At 63.8% G+C, this 22,986-nt stretch carries 16 protein-coding genes; 6 read left to right on the plus strand and 10 right to left on the minus strand.

Annotated elements, in window-relative coordinates:
* Positions 1–49 precede the first annotated feature (49 nt).
* From LB528_RS25685 to LB528_RS25710, 6 genes are all read right to left on the minus strand, one after another.
* Positions 50–514, minus strand: a complete 465-nt coding sequence (locus LB528_RS25685; protein WP_224716747.1) for a DUF302 domain-containing protein — start codon at positions 512–514, stop codon at positions 50–52.
* Between the two features lie 35 nt (positions 515–549).
* The gene (locus tag LB528_RS25690; protein WP_224716748.1) at positions 550–1,758 is read right to left on the minus strand and encodes an MFS transporter; all 1,209 of its coding nucleotides are present in this window, start codon (positions 1,756–1,758) and stop codon (positions 550–552) included.
* Between the two features lie 89 nt (positions 1,759–1,847).
* Positions 1,848–2,330, minus strand: coding sequence for a cupin domain-containing protein (locus tag LB528_RS25695; RefSeq protein ID WP_224518173.1), 483 nt, complete (start codon positions 2,328–2,330; stop codon positions 1,848–1,850).
* A 192-nt stretch (positions 2,331–2,522) separates the two neighbouring features.
* Positions 2,523–3,437: a LysR family transcriptional regulator gene (locus LB528_RS25700; protein ID WP_224716749.1), complete on the minus strand. Its 915-nt coding sequence runs from the start codon at positions 3,435–3,437 to the stop codon at positions 2,523–2,525.
* Positions 3,438–3,607: 170 nt separating this feature from the next.
* A complete protein-coding gene (locus LB528_RS25705) occupies positions 3,608–3,883 on the minus strand; it encodes a hypothetical protein (protein WP_224716750.1) in 276 nt (91 codons plus the stop codon).
* 192 nt (positions 3,884–4,075) lie between these two features.
* Complete coding sequence (locus tag LB528_RS25710; RefSeq protein WP_224716751.1) at positions 4,076–4,354, minus strand: hypothetical protein; 279 nt, start codon at positions 4,352–4,354, stop codon at positions 4,076–4,078.
* 193 nt (positions 4,355–4,547) lie between these two features.
* On the opposite strand from LB528_RS25710, the gene LB528_RS25715 reads away from it, so the two are divergent.
* The 5 genes from LB528_RS25715 (at position 4,548) to LB528_RS25735 (ending at position 8,243) form a co-directional block, all read left to right on the plus strand.
* Entirely contained in the window at positions 4,548–5,405 is an 858-nt protein-coding gene (locus LB528_RS25715) for a patatin-like phospholipase family protein (protein WP_224716752.1), read from the plus strand.
* A gap of 233 nt (positions 5,406–5,638) precedes the next feature.
* Complete coding sequence (locus tag LB528_RS25720; RefSeq protein ID WP_140700495.1) at positions 5,639–5,908, plus strand: DUF2282 domain-containing protein; 270 nt, start codon at positions 5,639–5,641, stop codon at positions 5,906–5,908.
* A gap of 43 nt (positions 5,909–5,951) precedes the next feature.
* Entirely contained in the window at positions 5,952–6,986 is a 1,035-nt protein-coding gene (locus LB528_RS25725; RefSeq protein WP_224716753.1) for a DUF692 domain-containing protein, read from the plus strand.
* Positions 6,973–7,770: a DNA-binding domain-containing protein gene (locus LB528_RS25730; protein WP_224716754.1), complete on the plus strand. Its 798-nt coding sequence runs from the start codon at positions 6,973–6,975 to the stop codon at positions 7,768–7,770. The genes LB528_RS25725 and LB528_RS25730 overlap by 14 nt, the downstream gene beginning before the upstream one ends.
* A complete protein-coding gene (locus tag LB528_RS25735) occupies positions 7,767–8,243 on the plus strand; it encodes a DoxX family protein (RefSeq protein WP_224716755.1) in 477 nt (158 codons plus the stop codon). The genes LB528_RS25730 and LB528_RS25735 overlap by 4 nt, the downstream gene beginning before the upstream one ends.
* A 190-nt stretch (positions 8,244–8,433) precedes the next feature.
* Here LB528_RS25735 and LB528_RS25740 read toward each other — a convergent pair whose 3' ends face one another.
* The 3 genes from LB528_RS25740 to LB528_RS25750 form a co-directional block, all read right to left on the minus strand.
* Positions 8,434–8,979, minus strand: coding sequence for an invasion associated locus B family protein (locus tag LB528_RS25740; RefSeq protein ID WP_224716756.1), 546 nt, complete (start codon positions 8,977–8,979; stop codon positions 8,434–8,436).
* Positions 8,980–9,094: 115 nt separating this feature from the next.
* Complete coding sequence (locus LB528_RS25745) at positions 9,095–20,449, minus strand: autotransporter-associated beta strand repeat-containing protein (protein ID WP_224716757.1); 11,355 nt, start codon at positions 20,447–20,449, stop codon at positions 9,095–9,097.
* Positions 20,450–21,151: 702 nt separating this feature from the next.
* Entirely contained in the window at positions 21,152–21,574 is a 423-nt protein-coding gene (locus LB528_RS25750; RefSeq protein ID WP_224716758.1) for an AraC family transcriptional regulator, read from the minus strand.
* Between the two features lie 344 nt (positions 21,575–21,918).
* On the opposite strand from LB528_RS25750, the gene LB528_RS25755 reads away from it, so the two are divergent.
* Positions 21,919–22,224 carry a hypothetical protein gene (locus LB528_RS25755; RefSeq protein ID WP_224716759.1) on the plus strand — a complete coding sequence of 102 codons (306 nt, stop codon included), beginning with the start codon at positions 21,919–21,921 and terminating at the stop codon, positions 22,222–22,224.
* Between the two features lie 247 nt (positions 22,225–22,471).
* Here LB528_RS25755 and LB528_RS25760 read toward each other — a convergent pair whose 3' ends face one another.
* Positions 22,472–22,852 carry a DUF2285 domain-containing protein gene (locus LB528_RS25760; protein WP_224716760.1) on the minus strand — a complete coding sequence of 127 codons (381 nt, stop codon included), beginning with the start codon at positions 22,850–22,852 and terminating at the stop codon, positions 22,472–22,474.
* Positions 22,853–22,986 lie beyond the last annotated feature (134 nt).

Below are 22,986 nucleotides of genomic sequence, written 5' to 3' on the forward strand. Positions count from 1 at the left end.
AGGCAGCATGCGTTTCATGCCCCTGGATATCCGGCTACCTCCCCGTCCGTCAGTTCTTCTTGACGGTTGAGGTCACAGACTGGATGACTTCGGTCGCCATCTTGAACTGCGCGGGACGATCCGTGATTCCATGCCGCCTGGCGATCCAGTCGAAATCACTGTAGGCGGCGTAAACCGAACCGTCCGCGGTCTGATAGACCAGCACGCGCACAGGCCAGTCGAGCCCGGCCTCGGGATTGGACGTGATGAAGGTCGTGCCGAGCGCCGGATTGCCGAACATGACGAGCCGTGACGGCCTGACGTCGTTGCCGGCATTCTTGCCAAGCTGTGCCTGGTCGATGACGCCAAAGAACTTGATGCCTTTCTTGAGCACGTCCTTCTTGATGCGAGCGACGGTTTCGGCGACGGAATAGTCGCTCCTTACGGTGACGACGCCGTCCGAAGCGACGCCCGGGAGGGCAGTAGCCATCAGCATGGCGGCGCCTGCAAACAGAGCTTTGATATGGTTGGTCATGTCGGTCTCCTTGGTTGGATAGCTAAGTTTCGATTTCAGGTCTCAGGCCTTCGGCTTTGCAACGCGCGCGCGATCGCAATCGCGCTGGCGAGAACCGCGGCCAGCACGATCACACATGCGGTCCAGCCGACACGGTCGTAGATCTGCCCGACAAGGAAGCTGCCGGCGAGTCCGCCCGCGTAGTAGGACGCGAGATAGATACCGCTCGCAGCGGCGCGATCGCGCGACGCGGTCCGGCTGACATGTCCCGTGGCTATCGCCTGAGCCAGGAAGGTACCTATGGCAACCAGCGCCATCCCGGCGAGGACGATCGGAAGACTGGGTGCGAGGAGCAGAAGCAAGCCGACGATCGCCAGCGCAAGCGTCGCTCCGATCCCTCCCCTGGGGCCAAGGCTCGCTGCGATTCGGCCAGCAAGCGGGGTCGTCAGCATCGATGGCAGGAAGACGAAATAGACGGCGCCCAAGGCCATCGGCGTGAGCGAAAGCGGCACCGCGACGAGCTGAAAATTTACATAGGTGAACGTGCCGATAAAGACGAATAGGATCAAAAAACCGATCGCGAAGCAGGCCCGCAGCTCAATGTTCCGCAACGGGGCTTCCCAGGCGGCGCGGGAAGGCTGGCCGTCCAGGTCGGCGCGCATCATTGCCGAGGTCTTTTGCAGCGTGAACCAGACAAGAGCGGCGCCGAGCAGATTAAGCGCAGCGAAGGTCAGGAAGTTGGTGGAGATGCCGAACGCATCGGCCACCGCCGCCGACATCAACCGGCCGAAAAAGTTACTGGCAACATTCCCCGTCACATAGGCCGCAAGCGCGCTCGTCGTCTGCCGCGCCGAAAAATGCTCCGCCAGGTAGGCCATGGTGAGCGTGAACGCAGTCGACATGCAAAGGCCTTGCACCACGCGCAGCAGTGCGAAGACCACAATATTGTCTGTCTGCGACAGCAGCGTCGTCGGGATCGCCAGGATGGCCAGGCTGATCCAGATGCCGTTGCGGCGATCAATACCGCGCCCGAAAAGCGCGACGGCGATACCAGCCACCGCCATACCGAAGGTGCTGGCATTGACGGCGAAGCCCATGGTGGCGCGGCTGACGCCGAATTTCACCACCAGCGAAGGCAGAATGGCTTGGGTGGCGAACAGGTCGACGAGCGTCAGGAACGCAATCAGCGCGATCAGGCCGAAGCGCCAGCTATCCGCGGCCACCATGCGAAGCCGCATCGGTTGGGAATGTTCACTGGTCGTCATGACGGGCTCCGTTGCCACGTCCTCAGGCATCGCCCGAGGACGCGTTTTTTGGTTTCCGATGCCGGGATATCTTCACCGCGACGAGCGGCTTACATCATGTGATCGTCGTGCATCGCGGGAGGCAGCACGTCGGCGGAATAGAGGACGGCCGGGACCTTGCCGTTGTTCTTCCACCAGTGGGCAAGCTGGCCGAACTCGGCGGTCACGTCGCCGGCCGGATGCTCGATGCCGACCTTGCAGGTGCTGGCGTATTCAGTGATCGAGCCTTCGACGACGATAATGTTGGCAGGGCGGACATTGTGCTCATGCCACGGCACGACGCCGCCGGGCTGAACGACGAGCTTGCGAAGGCGCAGCATGTTGCCTTTCCAGGCGTCGCCCTTGCTGCTTAGATCGATTGCGGAAAGCACCGTGTCGGTCACGCCGACCGGCTTGCTGGGATGTTCCTGGATATCGGTGGTGGCGGCCTGGCCGGCGGGGCAGTCGCCTGCGAAAGCCGGGGCCGCGGAAAATGCAGCGGTCGCGGACAGCATGCCCAGCGCGAACGCAAGGTGGAGTTTCTTGGTAGCCATCTGGTATTTCTCCTTTGTCGGTGCCCAATCGCGGGAAGCGGGGCATGACGAGGAGAGTGACCGGAGCGTCCTCGAAAGAGAAATGCTGACTGGCTCTTAAATCGATACCTGAAAACTATCGTGGATCATCATACCGCCGCGGGAGCTCGTGCCACGACATAGATCATGGCGTCGGTTCTTTTCTTCGACTTGCTATGCAGCCGTTTTCCTTACCGACAGATCGATGCCGCTTTCCGGCCAGCTATGCGCCTTGACGCTGTTGACGAAGGTTGATGTGGCCGGCGAGAACCGGCGACCAGCCACAACGACAAGCGATACCTCCCGCCAAACCTCCGGATCTATGACGGGCCTGATCTGCAATCCCGGGATCACGGCGCTGAATTCCGGGATGAAGCAGATGCCCAGCCCACCGGAGACCATGTTTTGAATCCAGTCTTCGCGTTCGCTGGCGTAGGATATCCTGAGCTTCACGCCACGTTCATTGCAAAGGCCCGCAAGATAGTCGCGATATTCGCAGTTCAGGCGCCTGAGATAGTTCTCGCCGTCGAGCTCCGAGATGGCGACATTGTCGTTTCGGGCCAGCCGGTGCCCATTGGGAAACGCAAGCACGAACCGCTCGCGATAGAGAGGCGTAACATCGAACCTTTCCGGAAAACTGTCGCTCGACGCCATGATGGCGACATCGATCTCACCCGCTTCCAGCAGTTGCGACAGGGACGCCGGCACTCCCTCGACAAGCTGCAGCTGAATGCCCTGCTGGCGCCGGTTGAAATCCGTCAGCAGGCCGGTAAATCGACGCGGACCGATCGTGCACATCACGCCAACCTTGAGATTTGCATTCTCCAGGCAAAGAAATCTCGACGCCTCCTGGCGCACGCCGGTCACCTCATCGAGAATTTGCTGAAATCTGGGGCGGAGCAAAGCGCCTAAATCGGTGAGGTGTGTCAGGTTCCGCTCGCGGCGAAACAGCAGACCGCCGACCTCATCCTCGAGCTGCTGGATGGCGCGCGAGAGCGCCGGCTGTGTAACGTTGCACTTCTCGCCCGCGCGCGTGAAATTCCGGGTCTCGCAGACGGCCAGGAAATAGCGGATGTGATGGATGTCCATGCGTATCGTCCCTCGGCTGCACAAATGCATTTGCCGGCTCGAAGATTGCCGCAATGAACCGGATCACGCCAATGCGCGGCGGCTATGAAGTCGATAGCGTTTCGTCATGCGACGATGGCGGGCCAAGGCCCGCCATCCAACTGTCCGATTGTGGCTGATGCCGAGGGGTATCAGCTGTGATGGCCCAGGGCAAAGAGCTGGGCGCAGAACTGCGCGTGCGGCTTGCTCATGGCGGCGTCGTTGCATTCCTTCATCATTGCGCCCTGCGTCGAGTTGGGGGTCGCCTTCCACGCCGTCTCGAAATCGGCGCTCGACTTCATCGTCTTCATGCCGGAATCGGTGAAGAAGGGCTGCATGTTGGAGGGCTCGTCGAGCGCGCCGGCGAAGGCCACGCTACCAAGAACGGAAAGGGCAAAGGCGCCGAGGCAGATAGCTTTGAGATTCATTTTCAAGTCCTTCTCTGGTTAGGTGGTCGTCCTGTCGACTACCGTTTGATTGCATTGACAGCAATTCAGAATTACTGGGTTCCTCCTTGCTGGTGTGAACCTTGCCGCAATCGCCTGACAACTCGCCAATGCCATCTGCGTATGAAGACTATGCCGCTTCTGCATCCCGCAGATGCTTTCCGGGCGCACTCGTTAGTTGGCTCCGCGCAAAGCAAGCACGTTGGCGCAGAATTGTGCGTGGGACTTGCGCATCGCCGGGTCGTTGCACGCCTTCGTCATCTTGACCCGGTCATGCTTTGACAGAGCAAGCCAGGCTTTCTTGAACCCGGCCATCGGTTTCATCGTCTTCATCGTGGCGTCTGCATAGAAGGTCGGCAATGCAGCGAGGTCGCTGAACGGATCAGCCGACGCCGGGCCCGCGCCAAGACAACCCGCAAGCACAACCCCACACGCAGGTTGTCTCATCATCATTCATCTCCCTTGCAGGCGCGGCTCCGGCAATGGTGCCAGCCTGACCGGGATGAAGATTGCGGCACGTGAGGTCCGGCAGCCAATGCAATCTGCCTATGGACTTCATGCCACCTTGGCATTTCGGGTGAACAAGAAGATACGGCAGTCTCTGTCCAATCGCCTTTGCTGGCGATCTTGGGATGGAGACCAGACCATGCTTGCCCAGTCCGCCGTGAGCACAATCCAATCGATCACGTCAGCGACGGATTTTAATGCCAAGGCCCGGACGATCGAGATCGTGCTGGCAAACGACGCGCATGCCGCTTTCGTCTGGGGTGTGCTCGACCGGCTGCTGGACGAGCCGAACTGCAGCGTGAGCGGGGTTACCGCGTCGGGCTTTGCAGCGATGCAAGCGGCGGTCTTTGCTTATGGGCTGAGCGTCGGCGGAAGGCGCGGCGCGCGGACGGCGCTCGCCAACTTCTGGCGGCGTGTCAGCCATGCCTCGATGTTGGCCATCGACAGAACGAGCCTGCTTCGATCGATGCTGGAACAGTCAATCGAGCTCAAGACTATCCGTGACGACGATTGCCCGGTGAAGCTGCGCGTGGCGGCCGTCAACGCTCGCACAGATGCGGTGAAGATATTCTCGGGCGAACAGTTGTCGGTCGAGGCGATCGTGGCGGCAGCCACTGTTCCGTTCCTTTCCGCGGCCATTGAGATCGACGGCGATCTCTATTGGGGCGACGGCGACATCTCGCAATTCTCGCCTGCGGCATCGATGGGAGTCTGCCATCGTGTGATGGTCACCGGCAAGCGGTCGATATTCATGGCGCGGTGTCCGGATCGCAGCCTCGGCGCCACCCAATGCGTACCCGGATGCGCCCCGGTTCACAGCATCTTCGACAGCCACTATCGAGCTGGCACTCCGCTGCTTGTGAGGCCCTGGATCGACTGGGGCGAGCTGACTGACATTCGCGACAGGGGACGGCAATGTGCCGAAGACTGGCTTGCCGCTGATCTTTCCAGCACCGACGAGCGCCCGGCTAACGACTGCAGAACCCAATACATCTAGGCGCATCCCTCCCGCCTAGCCGCGCCTGCTTCGCATACTCCCGAATGCAGGCGCCAGGCCCTCCGGTTCCCGGCCGGAGGGCCTTTTCGCGCCGCCCTCCAGCACATAGTGGCCCGCTTATCAATTCCATGCCGAGACAGCATTTCAGCTCGGCAGGGCGATCGTGGAAACTGATCTGCAGACGGGCCTCAGGGCCGGTCTTTCCGTCGAAACGCCAACCAGGAGACAAGCCTGTGATCAACACCAAGACCCTTATCGGCTCGGCCCTCGCGGCCGCCACCTCGCTCGCCGCCACGGCGGCATATAGCGGCCCCGCCGCCAAGCCCGGCTTCGCCTTCGAGAAGTGCTACGGCGTCGTCAAGGCCGGCCAGAATGACTGCCAGACCGCGACCCATTCATGCGCCGGCACTTCGACCGCCGACAACCAGCCTGACTCCTGGCTCTACGTGCCGGCCGGCAGCTGCGCGAAGATTTCCGGGGGCAGCGACAAGCCCAAGGCCTAGCCGACTTTCCACCTCGAGCAATCAGACCAGAAGGAGGAGACCGATGTCCAATATGTTTTCGCCACTCGCAATTCCCGCATCGGCGGGCATCGGTCTTCGCTCGCCCCATATCGCTGAGATGCTGACGCGGCGCCCGTCCGCGGGCTGGCTCGAGGTCCACGCCGAGAACTATATGGGCGACGGCGCCGGCGTCCAAGCGTTGGAAAAGCTGCGCCAGACCTACCCGCTGTCGGTGCATGGCGTCGGGCTGTCGCTAGGCAGCGCGCAAGGCCTGGATCGCGACCATCTCGAAAGGCTACGCAAGGTCTGCGAGCGCTTTGAGCCCGATCTGGTTTCCGAGCACCTCGCCTGGAGCGTCGCGGACGGCGCCTATCTGAACGATCTCCTGCCGTTGCGCTATGACGAAGAGGCGCTGGCGATCGTTGCCCGCAATGTCGAGACGCTGCAGGACACGCTGAAGCGATGTGTGCTGATCGAGAACCTGTCGGCCTATCTGGCATTCGCTGACTCCTCGATGAACGAGGCCGAGTTCCTTGCGGCGCTCGTGGCGCGGACCGGCTGCGGTCTGCTGCTCGACGTCAACAATGTCCAGGTCTCCGCGCACAACCTGCAATATGACGCCAAGGCTTTCATCGACGCGTTGCCTGCGGAGGCTATAGGCGAAATCCACCTTGCCGGCCACGCGACCAACCGGGTCGGGACCGACACCGTGCTGATCGACGATCACGGCTCGCGCGTGCCGCCGATCGTGTGGACGCTCTATCGACATGCCATCGAACGGCTCGGGCCGCGCCCGACATTGATCGAGTGGGACACCGACGTTCCCGTTCTCGATGTGCTGCTTGGCGAAGCCATGTGGGCCGACATGCTGACCGCATCGATCATGTTCAACCGCAAGCAAGCCGCGCGACGTGAGCAAACGACAGAAGCCCGGGCGACGCCGATCCGCTTCCCGATCGAAGGCGAAACGACGACCAGCATGCCCGTCCTTGCGGCGTTCGCGGCTGCCAGGGCCGCGAAACCGTCCGTTTCCCCGGCGCCGCCCTCGCTTGTGGATATATACCATGCTGCCGCTTGAGCACCTGCAGACCACCATGGCGCGCGCCGTGCTGGCCATGGAACCAGCGATCGCCGCGAGATTGCTGACCGCGGGCAATGCCGATCCGCTGGCCCGCCTGCGCATCTACCAGAACAACACCCGCAGCTCGCTGACAGCGGTGCTGATGGCGGTCTTTCCGGTCACGGTTCGCCTGGTCGACGAACGTTTCTTCCGCTACGCGGCGAGCGAGTTCATCCGACGCTATCCGCCAACGGAATCGAGGCTGGCGCGCTATGGGGCCGGCTTCCCGCGCTTCCTCAAATCGATTGACACGCTGTCCGACATGCCGATCGTTGCCGAAACGGCACGGCTCGAATGGGCCATCGCCGAAGCGCTCGATGCAGCTTCCTTGCCACCCCGTAGTCTCGCAGACTTCGAGAATATGGACCTGGGCTCTTCTCTAGACATCCTGGTGCAGCCATCGCTCAGGCTGATCGTTTCGCATTGGTCGATCCTGTCCGTATGGACGGCGCATCAGCAGGACGCCTCCGACGGGCATAGTGCCTGGGCAAGACGAGCCGAACGCGTGGCGCTGTGGCGAGCGGGAGACAGCATCCGGCTCGTTCAGCTCGATCGTGCGAACCTCGCTTTCCTGTACTCCCTGAAGCGTGGCCTCGGCCTTGAACACGCCGCCGGCCGCGCTCTCGCGCTCGATCCAGGCTTCGATCTCGTATCCGCGCTCGTGCGTCTTTTCGGCGACGGGCTCGTCACCGCTATGCGAGCCGCAGCGAACTCCCACTCAAACTTATGGAGACAGTCATGATCGCAGTATCATATCATTCCTCATCTGGCGTGGCCGGCCTTGTCGGCCTCTACAGGCGCGTCATCAAGCTGCCCGAACACGTTCCATTTTCGCTCGTCCAACTCGCCGCGCGCGTGGCGGTGGCGCATGTCTTCTGGCAATCGGCGCAGAGCAAAATCGCCTCGTGGCCAGTGACGCTGCAGTTGTTTGAAAATGAATACAACCTGCCGCTTATCGATCCATCGATCGCCGCGCCTCTGGCGACGGCGGCCGAAATCGCCGGCTCGGTTCTGATCTTCTTTGGACTGTTCTCGCGCCTTGCGGCCCTGATGCTGCTCGGCGTCGTCTCCGTCATCCAGATTTTCGTCTATCCGGAAAACTGGGCCGAACACCTGTTGTGGGCCTCGTTGCTGCTCCTCGTGCTGACGCGCGGCGCCGGCATTTTCTCGCTCGACTATATCGCTGAGCGAAACCTCTCGGCATCCGCCAGGTGAACATCCCGACCTATGGCAAAGCACGATGCGCATCTTCATCGTTCATGCTCACCCTGAGCCCAACAGCTTCAACGGCGCCCTGACCCGCGCGGCTGAGCGAGCGCACGCATCCGTCTCCGCGTGACCATCGTCACCGGGGAGCTGCTTTGCGAACACATTGCTGAAACGCTGGAGCAGCGATACAGGACGCCTACTTCAACAGCGCCACCGTCCTGTCGACAGCGCTGGGAAAGCCGTTCAGCGAGAGCGGCAGGTTGGTCTCCTTTCCGCCGTCCGCAACGACCTTGACCTTGAGGCTTTTGCCGTCGCGCAAGGTCGCCAAGGTCTCGGCGTCAAAGCTCAGATCCACGATGCAGCCGCCGGGCAAGCAGGTGCGGAAGCGCAGCGGCGGCAGGGTCGGGCCGTCGTCGACCTGCAGCGTCACTCCCTGGTCCAGCGCCAGGCCGAACGGCAGCACCAGCGTTCCCTGGACGGCCTCGCCGGCCGGGCGCAGTTCCATCGCCAGCACACGCTGGCGCGACTGGCTGTCGGTCTGCTCCTGCGAGAGCGCGCAGACCTTGACGGCGGCGCCGTTCTGGGTGGCGAGGTTGCAGGAGACGGTCCAGTCGCCATGCCCTTCCCTGAGCGAGGTCGCACCTCCGGGGAGAGCCGCGGTTTCCTGCGCGAATGCGGCCGCAAGCGAGAGCAGGCTTGCGGCGATCAGCGTGGCATATCCAATTCGTCTGTTTCGTTTCATCTCGTTTCCATCTCTCAAAAAGTCGGACCGCCGGGAATGCGAACGACAGAGAATGCGCACAACAGCGCGCATTCTATTGCTCAACCAGGCTTTGCCCGGTGCCTCGCCGACGCCGCTACCAGCGCACGCTGAAGCCGAGCTTGCCGCTGATGACATTGCTGTCGCCGAAGCTCGCCAGGCTGGTCTTGGCCAGCGCCTCGCCATAGACCGAGTATTTGCCGTCGCCGAAGTCGAGCGAGCCGCCGAGGCCGACGCCGCCCCAGAATTTCTGGTTCTGGCTGGAAAGCTTCACGCCCGAGACATCGACATCGGTTCCGTCGAGGAAGTCGTAGTAGATGTTGGCGATGCCGTAGATATGCGCCCGGCTCACCTGCCCGGCGCTGTCGGCCCACTGGTCCTCGTAGTCGGCCGAGATTCCGAGGCGGCCGATCAGGCTGTCGCCGCTTCCGGGCGACACGATCGCGCCGAACCGATCGGTGAACGTGTCGAAGTCGACGGCCGAGTAGGACAGCTGCGCCTGCGGGGTCAGCGACCAGTTGGAGCGCAGCGCGATCTTCTGGCCGCTCTCGATGCTCAGCGCATAGCCGAAGCCCTTGTTGCCGTCGGCAAGCTTGCCCAGCACGGCCGAGTTGATGTCGCTGTCATACCAGGTCGCCTGGGCCTGGCTGTCGACATAGAAGCCGCTGTTGCCGAGCCAGGTCAGCGTGCCGCCGACACCGTAGCCGGTGGCCGAGATCGAGCCGGTGCCGAAGGTCGATGACACGTCCGACGAGACGGTGCCGTAATGGACGGTGATGCCGCCCAACAGGATGCCGGCCTCGCTCTCATGCAACAGCCCGTCGACGCCGGCATTGAGCTTCCAGGTTGTCACGTCGTAGTCGGTGCCGGTGGTCGAGGTCTTGGGCTCGAACTTGCCATGGGCGGCATCGATACGCGCCCAGATGGCGTTGCCGTCTACAGGACCCTGGCCTGGCACGTCCGCGCCCTGCGGCGTCGCGCCCTCGCCCCAGGCCCGGTTGCCGATGCGCTGCTGCAACGTGCCCAGTTCGTTGAAGCTCTGCAGCACGCCTTCATAGGCCTCGTAGAGCGGCGTGCTGGGCGCATAAAGCGGGCCGGTCTGATTGATCAGCGTGGAGCGCAGATACCAGTCGCCGTCGGCCGGCGTGCTCACCCCGTTCTTGTAGAGCCGATAGGCGTAGGCGCCGCCGACCACCGCCTGGTCGCCCTCAAAGACATAGTCGCCGGCGAGCGTGAAGGTGCCGGCCGAGCTGCCGTCGATGTCGACGATCTTGATGCCCTCGCTGGTCTGCGCGCCCGCGCCGCCGACATTGCTGACCGCCAGGATGCCGGTGCCCGAGGTGTTGCCATGCACGACCAGCCTGTCGGTCGCAGAAGCATCGCCGTCGAGCGCGGCATTGATGAGGATTTTGCCGCCATTGCCGACATAGTCGCCGCTGACCGTCAGCACCGTGCCGGGTGCCGCAGCACCAAGCCGCACCGCGCCGCTGTTGTTGAGCGAGGCCACCGTCTGGTCGAAGCCGGCAAGGTCAAGCGTGCCCCCGGAAGCGACCGTGAAAGCGGAGGTCGTGTTGAAGGCGCCGGCCTTGCCCGCCGCCAGGGTTCCGTCCTGCACCGTCGTCGCCCCGACATAGGAGCTGTTGCCGGCAAGGATCAGCGTGCCGTAGTCGACCTTGGTCAGCCCGGCATTTCCAACAAGATCCGATGCGATGGTCGCCTTGTAGCCGGCGCTGTCGCTGGTGCCGTCGCCGACATTGATGATTGCCGGTCCGCCGGTCAGCGTGATGGCATCGCCCTGGATGCGGTAGCCGTCGGCGGCAAACTGCATGCCGTTGACGGTGACCGGCCCATTGCCGTTGTCGACGCTCACCGTTCCGGGCGTGCCCTGGAAGACGGCGAACTGGCCGTTGCTCCACGGCGCATTGACCTCGCCGCCTGGCGTCGTCCAATTGTCGCCGGAGCCGGCCACCTGCCAGGTGCCATTGCCGCCGTCGACCACGCTGTTGTTCTTGGGGCCGGCATCGCCGTCCCAGAAGGTCAGCAGCTGCCCGGCCGTGTTGATGAGGTTGACCTGGTTGGCGATCGACGTCTGCACCGAATAGTCGGGCGACGTCAGGGCGAGCCCGTTGTCGATCAGCGAGCCGTTGTAGTTGAACACGCGGTAGACGCCGGGGCCAAAACTGCCGCCGGCGGTCGCCGTGATGTTGAGCGTGCCGTCGAGCGTCAGATTGCCGCCGACATTGACGACGTCGTTCAGCGCGCCGCCGGGCGCGTTGGCCTGCCCGAAATTATACGCCAGGCTGGTGCCGCCGCTGAGCGTCAAATTGCCGTTGATGGTCAGCGCGCCGGCGGAATTGCCGCTGCCGCCAGGGCTCAGCGTGCTGCCATCCGCCATGGTGACATCGCCGCCGATGATGCCGGTGCCGCCGAGCGTCGCCCCGCCTGCCACCGCGGTCAGGCCGGTGGCGCCGGCCTGGTTGCCATTGACGAGCAAAGTGCCGCTGTTGACGTTGGTTTGCCCGCCATAGCTGTTGGCGGCGGTCAGGATCGTGGTGCCGGTGCCGATCTGGTTCAGGCCGCCGGTGCCGGAGATGACGCCGCCGAAGGTGATGGCATCCGAACGGTCGAAGGCCAGCGTGCCGTTGTCGACGACATTGCCGGCAAGGCTGCCGAGGGCGCCGCCATTGCCGACCTGCAGCGTGCCGGCGGCGATCGTGGTGCCGCCGGTATGGGCGGCATTGCTCGTCAGCACCAGCGTGCCGGTGCCGTCCTTGGTCAGCGCGCCGGCGCCGGTGATGCCGCCGCTCAGGGTGGTTGTCGTGGCTGCATCGGTGAGGAACGTGCCGGCGCCGGCGAGCGTGACGGCGCGAGCGCTCGTGACGTCCGCGGTGGTGTTGAGCGTGCCGCCGTCGAAGCTCAGGCCGCCCGCGGCAGCGCCGAGATTGGCATCCTGGGAGATCCGCACGGTACCGCCGTTGACCGCGGTGCCGCCGCTGTAGCTGTTGGTTCCCGAGAGAACCAGCGTGCCGAGGTCGTCCTTGACCAGTTGGGTGCCGCCGGTGAGGTTGGAGGCGATGGTCGCCACAAAGGTTGCGCTGGCCGCGGTGCCGTCGCCGACACGGATGGTCGACTGCGGCCCGACCAAAGCGATGTCATCGCCCTGGATCAGGTAGCCGTCCGTGGCGAACTGCATGCCCGCGGCGCTGACCTGTCCCAGGCCGTTGTCGACGGTGACGGTGCCGGCCGCCCCGGCGAAGATGGCGAAGGCGTTGTCCTGGTAGGGCGCGTTGATCGCACCGGTCGCTTCGGTCCAGTCGTCATTGCCGGCCGAGTTCTGCCAGGTGCCGTTGCCGCCGTTGACAGCGCCGTCGTTCTTCGGTCCGGCGTCGCCGTCCCAGAAGTTGAGCAGCAGGCCGGCGGTGTTGACCAGGTTGACCTGGTTGGCGACCGAGGTCTGGACGAAGAAGTCCGGCGACGGGATCGTGCCGACATCGAGACCGTTGTCGGTCAGCGTGCCGCCATAGCTGATGACCCGGTAGATGCCGGGGCTGAAGGTGCCGCCGGGCGCGACAGCAACATTGATGGTGCCGTCGAGCGTCAGGTTGCCTGCGACCACCGTCAGGTCGTTGAGGGCGCCGCCGACGACATTGGCCTGGCCGAAATCGTAATTGAGGCTCGATCCGCCGCTCAGCCCAAGAGCGCCGTTGATGGTGAGCGTGCCGGCTGCCCCGGCCGCACCCGGGTTGATCGAGCCGCCATCCGCCACGCTGACGTCGCCGCCGATCGTGCCGGTGCCGCCGAGCGTGCCGCCGGCATCGACCGAGGTCGGGCCGGTGGCCGCCGACTGGTCGCCATTGACGAAGAGCGTGCCGCCGTCGACCACCGTCGCGCCGGTGTAGCTGTTGTTGGCGGTGAGCGTCGTTGAGCCGCTGCCGAACTGTCTGATGCCGCCGCTGCCGCTGATGGTGCCGCCGAAGGTGACGGCATCCGACCGGTCGAAGGCCAGAGTGCCGTTGTCCACGACGTCGCCGAGGATCGAGCCCGATGTGCCGTCATTGCCGAGCTGCAGCGTGCCGGCGGCAATCGTCGTGCCGCCGCTGTAGGTGCTGTCGCCCGTCAGTATGGTGGTGCCGGTGCCGATCTGGTTCAGGTTACCCGTGCCGGAAATCACGCCGCCGAATGACAGAGTATCGGAACGGTCGAAAGCCAGCGTGCCGTTGTCGCTGACATTGCCGGCGAGACTGCCGGCGGTGCCGCCATTGCCGACCTGCAGCGTGCCGGCCGTAATCGTCGTGCCTCCGCTGTGCGTGGCATCGCTGGCCAGCACCAGCGTGCCGGCACCGGCCTTGGTCAGCGCGCCTGCGCCGCTCACGGTGTTGGTCAGCGTCAGCTTGGTCGCGCTGTCGGTGTCGAAGGTGCCGCCTGCGGCATTGAGGGTTACGGCGCGGGCAGAAGTGAAGGTGTCGGTGGTGTGCAGCGTGCCGCCGTTCAGCGAAAGACCGCCGGAAGCGGCACCAAGACTGCCATTGCTGCCGACCTGCAGCGTGCCGCTGTTGATCGCCGTGCCGCCGCTGTAGCTGTTGGTCCCGGACAGCACCAGCGTGCCGAGGTCGGTCTTCACCAACTGGCTGGCGCCGATGAGGTTGGAGGTGATCGTCGCCACATAGCTTGCGCCGGCCGCAGTGCCGTCGCCGACGCGGATCGTCGATTGCGGCCCGACCAGGCCGATGTCGCCGCCCTGCACGAGGTAGCCGCCGGTGGCGAATTGCATGCCCGCCGCCTGCACCTGGCCGTTGGTGTTGTCGACCGTGACCGTCCCGGCAGCACCCTGGAAGATGGCGAAGCTGGCGTTGGCGAAGGGCGCGGCGAAGGTGCCGCTGGCATCGGTCCAGTTCTGGTCGCCGGCGGCCCGCCAAGTGCCGTTGCCGCCATTGACGATGCTGTTGGAATGGGGACCGGCATCGCCATCCCAGTAGCTGAGCTGCAGCCCGGCCGAGTTGACGAGGTTGACCTGGTTGGCCACGGAAGTCTGCACGAAATAGTTCGGGTCCGTGACGTTGAGCCCATTGTCGGTCAACGAGCCGTTGTAGCTGATGATGCGGTAGGTGCCGGGTCCGAAATTGCCGCCCGGGCTCTGCGTCACGTTGAGCGTGCCGTCGAGGGTGAGATTGCCGCCGACATTGATCAGGTCGTTGAGCGCGCCGCCGACGACGTTCGCCTGGCCGAAGTTGACGTTGAGGTTGGAGTTCCCCAGCGCCAGATTGCCGTTGATGCTCAGCGTGCCTGGAGCGTTGCCGACCCCGCCGGGGCTCAGCGTGGCGCCGTCGGCGACGGTGACGCTGCCGCCGATCGTGCCGGTGCCGCCGAGCGTCGCACCACTCGTGACCGCCGTCGGTCCCGTGGCGCCCGACTGGTTGCCGTTAATCAGCAACGTCCCGGCATTGACGTTGGTGGCCCCGCCATAGCTGTTGTTGCCGGTGAGCGTGGTCACGCCGGTGCCGAGCTTGTTGACCGAACCGGTGCCGGAGATGGCCCCGTCGAAGGCGTAGGTGTTGTTCAGATTGAAGGCGAGCGTGCCGTTGTTGACGACGCTCGGCGTCGCCAGCGCGCCGGCGACGGCGCCGTTGCCGATCTGCAGCGTGCCGGCCGAGATCGTCGTGCCGGCGCTGTAGCTGTGGTTGCCGGTCAGCGTCAGCGTGCCGGCGCCCTGCTTGGCGAGGGTCTCGAAATTGCTGACATTGGCGCCGTCCAGCGAGCGCCCCGCAGTGGTGGTCACCTGCAGCGTATCGCCCACCCCGCTCTCGCCGCCGGTGCCGGCGTCGACGCCAGCGCCAGTGAACACCGCAGTGTCGTTGAGGACCAGCGTGTCATTGCCGGCGCCGAGGTTCAGCACTGCTGCGCCGGTGGCGAGCGTGCCGCTCACATTGACGGTGTCGTTGCCGGCGCCGAGATCGCCATTGGCCCTCAGCGTACCGCCATTGTTGATATTGATCGTGCTCGCGCCCGCGTCGCCGGTGAAGGTCGAGGCGGCGCCGGCCGCGGCGCCGACCGTGCCGTTGACGGTGAGCGTTCCGGTGCCGTTCATCGCCACGGTTGCCGTGGTCAGGCCATTCACCTGCAGCGTGCCGGCGTCGACCCTGGTGGCGTTGACCACATTGCCGGCCGCGGTGAGCACCGTGGTGCCGGTGCCGATCTGCGCGATCGTGCCTTTGCCGGCGCCGCTGTCCGGCATGATCGTGCCGGTAAAGTTGAACGTATCGCTGCGGTTGAACGACAGCGTCGAAGTCGCATCGGCGATGATGACGTTGCCCGCGCCGGCATTGCCTGATGTTCCGCCATTGCCGATCATCAGATTGCCGCCGTTGATGACCGTGTTGCCGGTAAACGTGTTGTTGCCGGTCAGCACCCAGGTGCCGGGACCGCTCTTGCCGAGCGTCGTCGCGCCGCCCGAGCCGTCTGTGATCTGGCCGCCCATCGTGTTCAGGCCAGTATTGGTGCCGCCAAGTCCGATCGTGCGCGGCCCGCTGCCCGAATAGGTCACGGCGCCGGTGTTGGTGAAATTGACGGCGCCACTGCCAGAGGATTCGATCGACGTCGAGCCGGCGGCAAGCGTGAACAGCCGGTCGGTGTTGTCGCCGGCGCCGGTGTAGCGCAGCGTTGCACCGTTGCCGATCACCAGGTTGGAGGCCGCGCTGGACGAAGCGCCGAGGCTGCTCGCCTGAAGGCCGTTCGAGAGCTTGCTAACGCCGAGCACGCCGCCCGAAATCGTCGTGACGCCTGTATAGGTGCTGGCGGGATTGCTAAGGATCCAGGTGCCGGCGCCGCTTTTGGTCAGCGAGGTTTTGCCGGTGCCGTTGTCGGCCAGAAGCGCCGCCAGGCTGTTGTTGCCGGTGTTGGCGCCGGTCAACGTCACCGTCTGAGCGGTGTTCGGGGTGGAGAATGCGATCCCCCCGGTATTGGTGAAGGCGATGGCGCCGGTGCCCGAGGCATCGAGGGCGCTGGTGGCCGAGGGTCCGAGCGTGAACAGCCGGTCCGTGCTGCCGCCGGCGCCCACATATTGCAGCGTGCCGCCGTTGAGCACGAGATTGGACGCCGCATTGCTCGAGGCCCCGATCGCGCTGTTGACGCCGCCATTGGCGAGGCAATTGACCGCCAGGACTCCGCCGGTGATCACCGTGCTGCCCGTATAGCTGCTGCTGCAGCCAGTCAGGGTTTGAGTGCCCGCGGTCTTCAGCAGGCCGCCACTGCCGCTGATGGCACCCGAGAAGGGGCCCCCGTTGCTGTTCATTGTCAGCGTCGCCGAGCCCAACGTCACGGCGCCCGCGCCGCTGAGACCAGTGTTAGTTTGACTGAACCCGTTGAGATCCAGCGTCGCGCCGGCGGTCACATCCAGGTTACCTGTCCCGAAGGCTTCAGCGGCGCCCGCGCGCATCGTACCGGCGCCGACTGCGACGTTGGCAAAGTTATTGCTGCCGTTGGACAGTACGAGCGTGCCGGGACCTTGCTTGGTCACGGACCCAGAACCGGGGCCTTGTGCCCCGGTGGCCTGCCCGGTGAATTCCAGCACGGTTGCGGCGTTTGTCACGTTGATGGCCGCGTTCCCGGCCGTGAAGCCGCGGTCCGTGCTCACCGAACCGCCCGTGTAGGCCAGAGTGCCATGAATGGAGAGATTGGCAGAAGCGCTGGAGGATGCGCCAATCGCGCTCGCCTGCCCGCCATTGGCCAGGCAGTCAACGCTCAGGCTGCCGCCATTGATGGTGGTTGCGCCGGTGTAGGTGCTGTTGCAGCCACTCAATGTCTGCGTGCCAAGGCCGTTCCTGAGAAGCCCGCCAGTACCGCTGATCGCGCCCGAGAACGTACCGTTGTTGTTGCCCATCGTCAGCGTGGCTGAGCCCAGGGCCACATTCCCCGCACCGGCCAGCGCTCCGACCACCACACCGGCAACACCGTTGATGTCGAGCGTGCCTCCCGTATTCACCGTCATTACCGCGGACGGATGCCCGAAAGCCTGGGCCGATCCCGCGCGCAGCGTGCCGGCATTGACTATGGTCCCGCCCGAATAGCTGTTGGTGCCGGACAGCACGAGGGTGCCGGCGCCGTTCTTATTCAGGGTGCCGGCGCCCATTGCCGTGCCGCTCATGGAAAGCGTAGTGGCGGCGTTGCTGACATCAATCGCGCCGTTGCCGCCGGCAAGCGTGAAGCCGCGGTCGGAACTCGCGGTTCCGCCGGTGTATTGCAGCGTGCCACCGCCTGAAAGCAGAAGGTTGGCCGGATTGCTGCTCGATGCGCCGATGCCGCTTGCGACGCCACCATTGGCCAATGTGCTGATGGAAAGAACGCCGCCGGTGATCGATGTGACGCCGACATAATTGTTGGCGCCGTTGGCCAAAGTGAGGGTGCCGGTGCCGGACTTGGTGAGACCGGCATCGTCAGGACTCGTGACCAGCCCGCCGAAAGTCAGGTTGGCGCTGCCGTCCACCTGGATCGTCCGCGATGGACCGCCATTGACCAGCGTGAAGCCGCGGTCGGTACTTGCGGTGGCGCCATTGTACTCCAGGGTGCCGTTTTCGAGCACGAGATTGGCCGGATTGGCCGTTGCCGCACCGATGGCGCTCGCCGCGCCGGCATTGGCGACCGAGTTGATCACGAGCGTGCCGCCGCTCAGCGTTGTTGCGCCGGTATAGGTGTTGGCGCCAGTCAGCGTCACCAGCCCTGTGCCGGCCGCAGTGAAGCCGACCGCGCCGCCATTGTCGACGATCGTCGACTGAATTCTGTAGTTGGCGCTGCTGTTGTTCAGGACACCGAGCGTCCCGCCGCCTGCGGGACCGGTCAGGGAACCACCAGTGATGAACAGGTTCCTTGGCCCTACCGAAGACGCCACGATGATGGTGCCGTCGATGCCCAGGGTATTGCCGGCGCCGATGGTCACCGTCGAATCTGCTGCGGCCGTATATTTCAGTCCGCCCAGTTGCACACTGCCGGTCACGGTTCCGAAATACGGAGAATTGGCAGCTCCCGCTGTGTCGCTGACGACGTCGCCGTTCACCCAGGTGGCTGCGTTATCCTTGTTCGCGTAAGCGGTGAACGCCGCGATGTTGCCGCCGACCACCTGAGCGTAGTCGGTGCCGTTGACTGTGGCCCAGCCCCCCAGGGTCGAACTCGTCGTGGTGATGTTGCCGCTGGTGGGAAGGGTGAAGTTGACCAAGCCACCGGTGTGGGTGATGGCACCGAGATTGACAGTGGCGCTGCCGCCGACGCCCGACGTCGCGCTGATCGTGTTGTTGCCGGCGGTGATATTGGTGCCGTTGAAGGTCTGCGTATCCGCTTCGTTCGCCGCCCCGGTCACGTTGAGGGTCCCGCCGCTCATGTTCAGCGTCGACGACGCAGAGACCATATCGCTGGTGACCCCGCCCGCCGGCGAGAAGTCCAGCTTGAGCGTGCCGCCCTGGACCGTGGTCGCGCCCGTATAGGTGCTCTGGCCGGTGAGCGTAAGGGTACTCGTGCCGTTCTTGACGAGGCCTCCGGTGCCCGTGAGGCTGCCGGCATAGGTCGTGCTGGTCGTGCCGTTGACGGTCAGATTGGCGCCGCCGTTGAGCGCCACGCTTCCACCGGTGCCGGTCAGCGACGTGAACGCCGTGCCGTTGCCGTTGAGGTCCAGGCTTCCGCCGTTGACGGTGAGCGCCTGTGGCGCCAGACCGAGCGCCTGGGCATTGCCGAGGCGCAGCGTGCCGCCATTGACCGTCGTGTTGCCGGTCATGCTGTTGGCGGCGGTGAGCTGCCAAACATCGGCAGAGCCACCGTTCATCACGAGATTTGCGGCGCCGGAAATGACACCCGACATCGTGTTGACGCCCGCGAAGCTGCCACCGAGAGTAAGCGTGTTACCGGTCCCGCTAAACGTCGCCGCGCCGCTGAGGGTCAGCGCGCCGGTGCCGTCATTGCCGAGGCCGACACTGCCCGAAAGCGCCAGGGCCCGATTGCTGCTTGCGCCCGCACCGGTATAAACCAGATTACCGAGATTGGTGATGCTGATACCACCGTTTGCACCTGTGCCGAGTGAGCTGGCGGTCCCGGTATCCGCCAGCGAACTCGCACGCACCGTCACATTGCCGATCGTAGCCAAGCCGGCAAAGGTGTTGGCAGCGCCAAGCGTGATGCTGCGAGACGGGCTATTGCCCAGGAAGGCAAATTGCTGCGTGTTGGCGCTGCTGATCACCCCTGTCAGAACCAGGTCGGCAGTCATGGCCTGGAAGCCAGTACCGGCGCCGCCGCTCGTGGCCGCAATGTCGCCGGTCAAGGTCAACGTGCCGGTACCGGCGTTCGCTATAACCGCCCCTCCTAGGCCGTCGGATTGTAGCAACCAGTTGCGGTTGGAACTGCTACCCGCGCCGGTATAGTTTGCCTGCCCGCCTCCGCCCTGGAAAGCACTGATGGTAACGGTGCCATTCGCGACCGTTGTAGGAGCACCCAGGGCGCTCGCTACGCCAAGGTCGGCGATTGAAGTGAAAGAAATCGTACCGCCGTTAGTCGTGCTGGTTCGGCCGGTGTAGTCGTTGCCATTGTTGTTGAGCGTGACGCCGCCAGCTACATTGAGCCCGCCGGCGCCGGTGAACCGCGCCGAGCCTGCCCCGGCTCCGGCGATGGTGACGCTACCGGAGCTGAGCGTGACCACCCGGCTGGAATTCAGGGCGCCGGTGCTTTGCAATAGGGTGCCGTTCGCCATGGTGATGCCGTTGCCGGGGTTGCCGAGCGCGGCGTCGCCATTGATGTTCAGCGCGCCGCCATTGACAATGACGCCGCCGCTGAACGTGTTGGCACCGCCCAGAATCAAGGTCCCGGCGCCCGATTTCGTCAGGCCGGCAGTGCCGGCGATGACCGAATTGATAGTCGCGCTGACGCCGCTGCCCATCGTGATCGTCGGCGCGGCACCCCCAAGCGTCAGCGTATTGCCGTTGAGGGTGTAGCCTACGGTTTCGAAGGTGAGATTGTGCGCCGTTATCCCGGTTTGAAGCGTCACCGTCCCGGCGGTGCCGCCGAAGAACGCGTCGTCGAGCGCGCCGTTGTTCCAGGTTGTGTAAGGGCCGCTGAGGCCGTCGCCGTTCGGGCTCCAGAAATTCGATGTCGTGTCCCAGTTGCCACCGTTTACGGGGTCACTGACGCCCCGGCCGGCTGTCGTGCCGTTCTGGTCAAAGAACCTGCTGGCGGCGCCAGCTTGTCCGGTAGCCAGCGCGATGACCAGCGCAGCCGGCAAAAACGCAACGGCCCACGCCTTTGTCGTCCCGGTCGCCAACTGCGGCACATGCGGCGCGCAGCTCGCCACATGGCCCTTCCACTTGGTCATCCGGCCGCCACGCATCAGCCGCAGGCCGCATGCGGTGACAGGGGATCCGGTTTCCGACAAGCGCTTGCGGCGCCCGAGGATCTCGGCTGAACTATCCTGGAGCACGCTCATTCTTCCCCCTTGGCGCCAACCTGGCGGGTCTCGCGACGAGTGGTCGCGATCTGGCGCGCACATGCGATTGCAATTTGATATTCGGATCGAAGCCGGCTGCCGCGGATGCAACCGCGGGCATCAGGCGGAAATCCCCATCCGGCAAACCCTGCCCTGAAAAGCGCAACGCGCAATGATGCACCAAGTAACCGGCGCCTGAGAAAATTGCACGGTTTGGGCGTCGGGTGAGCGCCCCTGCCCCCGAAGGCGTCTGCCGGAAACCCCGCGCCTTTGGGACAACTTGCTAATCCAGGGATCTGCGGAAAGCCGTAGCATCGCCTCAGCGATCACGGTCGCAAGCGGCCGCCCGAACGGACGGCGCCCGTGCATCGAATATGTCTGCGGCTCTTCGCAAATCTGCGGCGACAGGCGCGTGCCGCAACCCGCAATGTCGGGCAAAGCTCGGCATGTCCCCCGTCCTCCTCGGCACGTTTCGGCCGCGAAGGCGCTTGGCGATGATCGCGTGCCCATGCATCAGCCGTATGAAACCCGGCATGGTTTCAATTGGCTCCAAAAGACATGATTCCAAGACTTAAGTATTTCAAGAATCTGCTGTGTTATTCGAAAACATCGCGATGACTTAGCAGCGGTTAACACCTTGTTACTTTAGATATCGCTTTAGTAAGCCAGCGGTAACTTAGCCGGCGAGATGCTCGGACCACGTTACGCTCGAGACCTGAAAGTAAACGCTGCCGCTTGCGCCTGCATCGGCGTTATTTCCCGATGCTTCTTCATCATCGTGGTGAGGTGGCTTTGGCTGGCAAAGCCGCACTGATGTGCGACATCGGCGATCGACAGCCGTCCGTCGCTCAGCAGTTTCTCGGCATGATCCAGCCGCAGATCGAGAACATATTGATGGGGTGACTTCCCGAACGTTCTGGAGAAGGCGCGCGCAAAGTGAGAGGTTGAGAGCCCGCACACCGCCGCCATCTCGGCGACCGAAAGCTTGCGGGAAAAATTCTCCGTCAAGAAGGACCGCAGGGTTCGTACGCAGCGAGCTGAGAGCCCGCCTTGAATGTTCTGTTGTGGCTGCCAGGCAGCCTGGAACCCGGACCGGGTTTCCTGAAGGTCGTCGTCGCGCCGCAAGTCGCCTCCAATGCCCAACCCGCGTTTGAGCAACCAGAACGGGTGCGATTGGTTCCTTCGACAAGAAAATGGTGATCCGAGGCGGATCTCGATCTGCCGAAATCACCCGATGCCTTCCGACCCATGACTAGGTTGCCGGCCAGACCAATGCAATCAAGGGATGTCCCAGGTGCAATCAGTTGGCCTGATTTTTCACCAATCCCTGATTTTCACCAACCACGTGAAGTCCATAAGAAAGGTCGGGGGCCTAACCAGCTCTTCACCATGCCGACAACTGCTACGGAACCTTCACGATCGCAGCGGACTTCTGGGGTTTGTTGTGAAATCTAATGAAGAGGCCCTGCATGAAAGTCACCGCAGCAGGCATCGACCGCATCAAGATCGGCAATGCGGAAGCAAGCGGCCAAGGCGCGCATTTTGTCGTTTGGCTTTATCTTCAAGTCGACGAAGGCGGTACACAGACCGGTCAGGAGCTGGTGGTATCGGTGCCATATGATGCGCAGATGACATTCGATGATCTCGCTACCCAGGCTTTTGAGAAGGCGCACGCTATGCTTCGCGCCTGCTGCGAGATTGATGAGACTATGTGGTGGAAGCAGTTCAACCGCAGCCTGGCCCCTCTGCCCGAATGGACGCCTGGCGCCCAGTAGGCGGTAGGCGCCGAACCAAGCATCGAGGCTGGCTGGATGCCCGAACGCTGACATGCGGATAGGCGTTCACTTCGCATCGTCTTCTTTGCGCACGGCGACCTCCAGCATGTCACCTGAAGTGTCCGCTTCCGGGCCGAGGCAAAGTTTGCTCAATGGCTGACATGAGGCGCAAAGCTCCCGTTCACTTCAGGATCCAGGGCGGCCCTGCAGACAACGCAAAAATGAACCAGGGGACGTCGGGTTCTCTTCAGAAAAGGCGCCGTCGCGCGCGCAGCAATTGGCGATAGCCGCGCTCGACCATCTTCAAGCCGTCGCGCACTAATCGACGCGTCTGATAGCGAAAAGCCGAGTCGTGCCAGTCGGCGGCGCTGACCAGTCGCCGACCGAACAAGGCGGTCGCGACTTCAAAATGGGATGCCCGCTCTTGCCGGCCATCGAGGCATCGCAGCATGTGAACAAGGCGCCGCCGCTGGGTTGCGGTCAAGAGTGCGTCGGGAAGGTACTGCCTGTGGATCGAGCGGATGAACCGCTCGATGGCTTGCAGCCGATCATGCGCCATGTCGTCCAGCGGTATGATGCCGCTGCCCTCCCGCGTTTGCACATCCGGCGGAACCTCGACAAGGTTCACGACCCCAGGGTTGATCTCCGGTGCAGACGCTAAATCCGAAGTTCGTATCGCCTCGCCTGCACATCAATAAGTTGCAATCGATGACCCGAAAAACCAAAAGTTGACATAAGTGGCAAGGCAGCATAGGAACTGGT

Source organism: Mesorhizobium sp. CA4 (assembly GCF_020165075.1).
Taxonomy (GTDB): domain Bacteria; phylum Pseudomonadota; class Alphaproteobacteria; order Rhizobiales; family Rhizobiaceae; genus Mesorhizobium.

Bases quoted from the DNA above. Each gene is read 5' to 3' on its own strand.
- LB528_RS25685 (WP_224716747.1), bottom strand. From the start codon at position 514: ATGACCAACCATATCAAAGCTCTGTTTGCAGGCGCCGCCATGCTGATG.
- LB528_RS25690 (WP_224716748.1), bottom strand. From the start codon at position 1,758: ATGACGACCAGTGAACATTCCCAACCGATGCGGCTTCGCATGGTGGCC.
- LB528_RS25695 (WP_224518173.1), bottom strand. From the start codon at position 2,330: ATGGCTACCAAGAAACTCCACCTTGCGTTCGCGCTGGGCATGCTGTCC.
- LB528_RS25700 (WP_224716749.1), bottom strand. From the start codon at position 3,437: ATGGACATCCATCACATCCGCTATTTCCTGGCCGTCTGCGAGACCCGG.
- LB528_RS25705 (WP_224716750.1), bottom strand. From the start codon at position 3,883: ATGAATCTCAAAGCTATCTGCCTCGGCGCCTTTGCCCTTTCCGTTCTT.
- LB528_RS25710 (WP_224716751.1), bottom strand. From the start codon at position 4,354: ATGATGATGAGACAACCTGCGTGTGGGGTTGTGCTTGCGGGTTGTCTT.
- LB528_RS25715 (WP_224716752.1), top strand. From the start codon at position 4,548: ATGCTTGCCCAGTCCGCCGTGAGCACAATCCAATCGATCACGTCAGCG.
- LB528_RS25725 (WP_224716753.1), top strand. From the start codon at position 5,952: ATGTCCAATATGTTTTCGCCACTCGCAATTCCCGCATCGGCGGGCATC.
- LB528_RS25730 (WP_224716754.1), top strand. From the start codon at position 6,973: ATGCTGCCGCTTGAGCACCTGCAGACCACCATGGCGCGCGCCGTGCTG.
- LB528_RS25735 (WP_224716755.1), top strand. From the start codon at position 7,767: ATGATCGCAGTATCATATCATTCCTCATCTGGCGTGGCCGGCCTTGTC.
- LB528_RS25740 (WP_224716756.1), bottom strand. From the start codon at position 8,979: ATGAAACGAAACAGACGAATTGGATATGCCACGCTGATCGCCGCAAGC.
- LB528_RS25745 (WP_224716757.1), bottom strand. From the start codon at position 20,449: ATGAGCGTGCTCCAGGATAGTTCAGCCGAGATCCTCGGGCGCCGCAAG.
- LB528_RS25755 (WP_224716759.1), top strand. From the start codon at position 21,919: ATGAAAGTCACCGCAGCAGGCATCGACCGCATCAAGATCGGCAATGCG.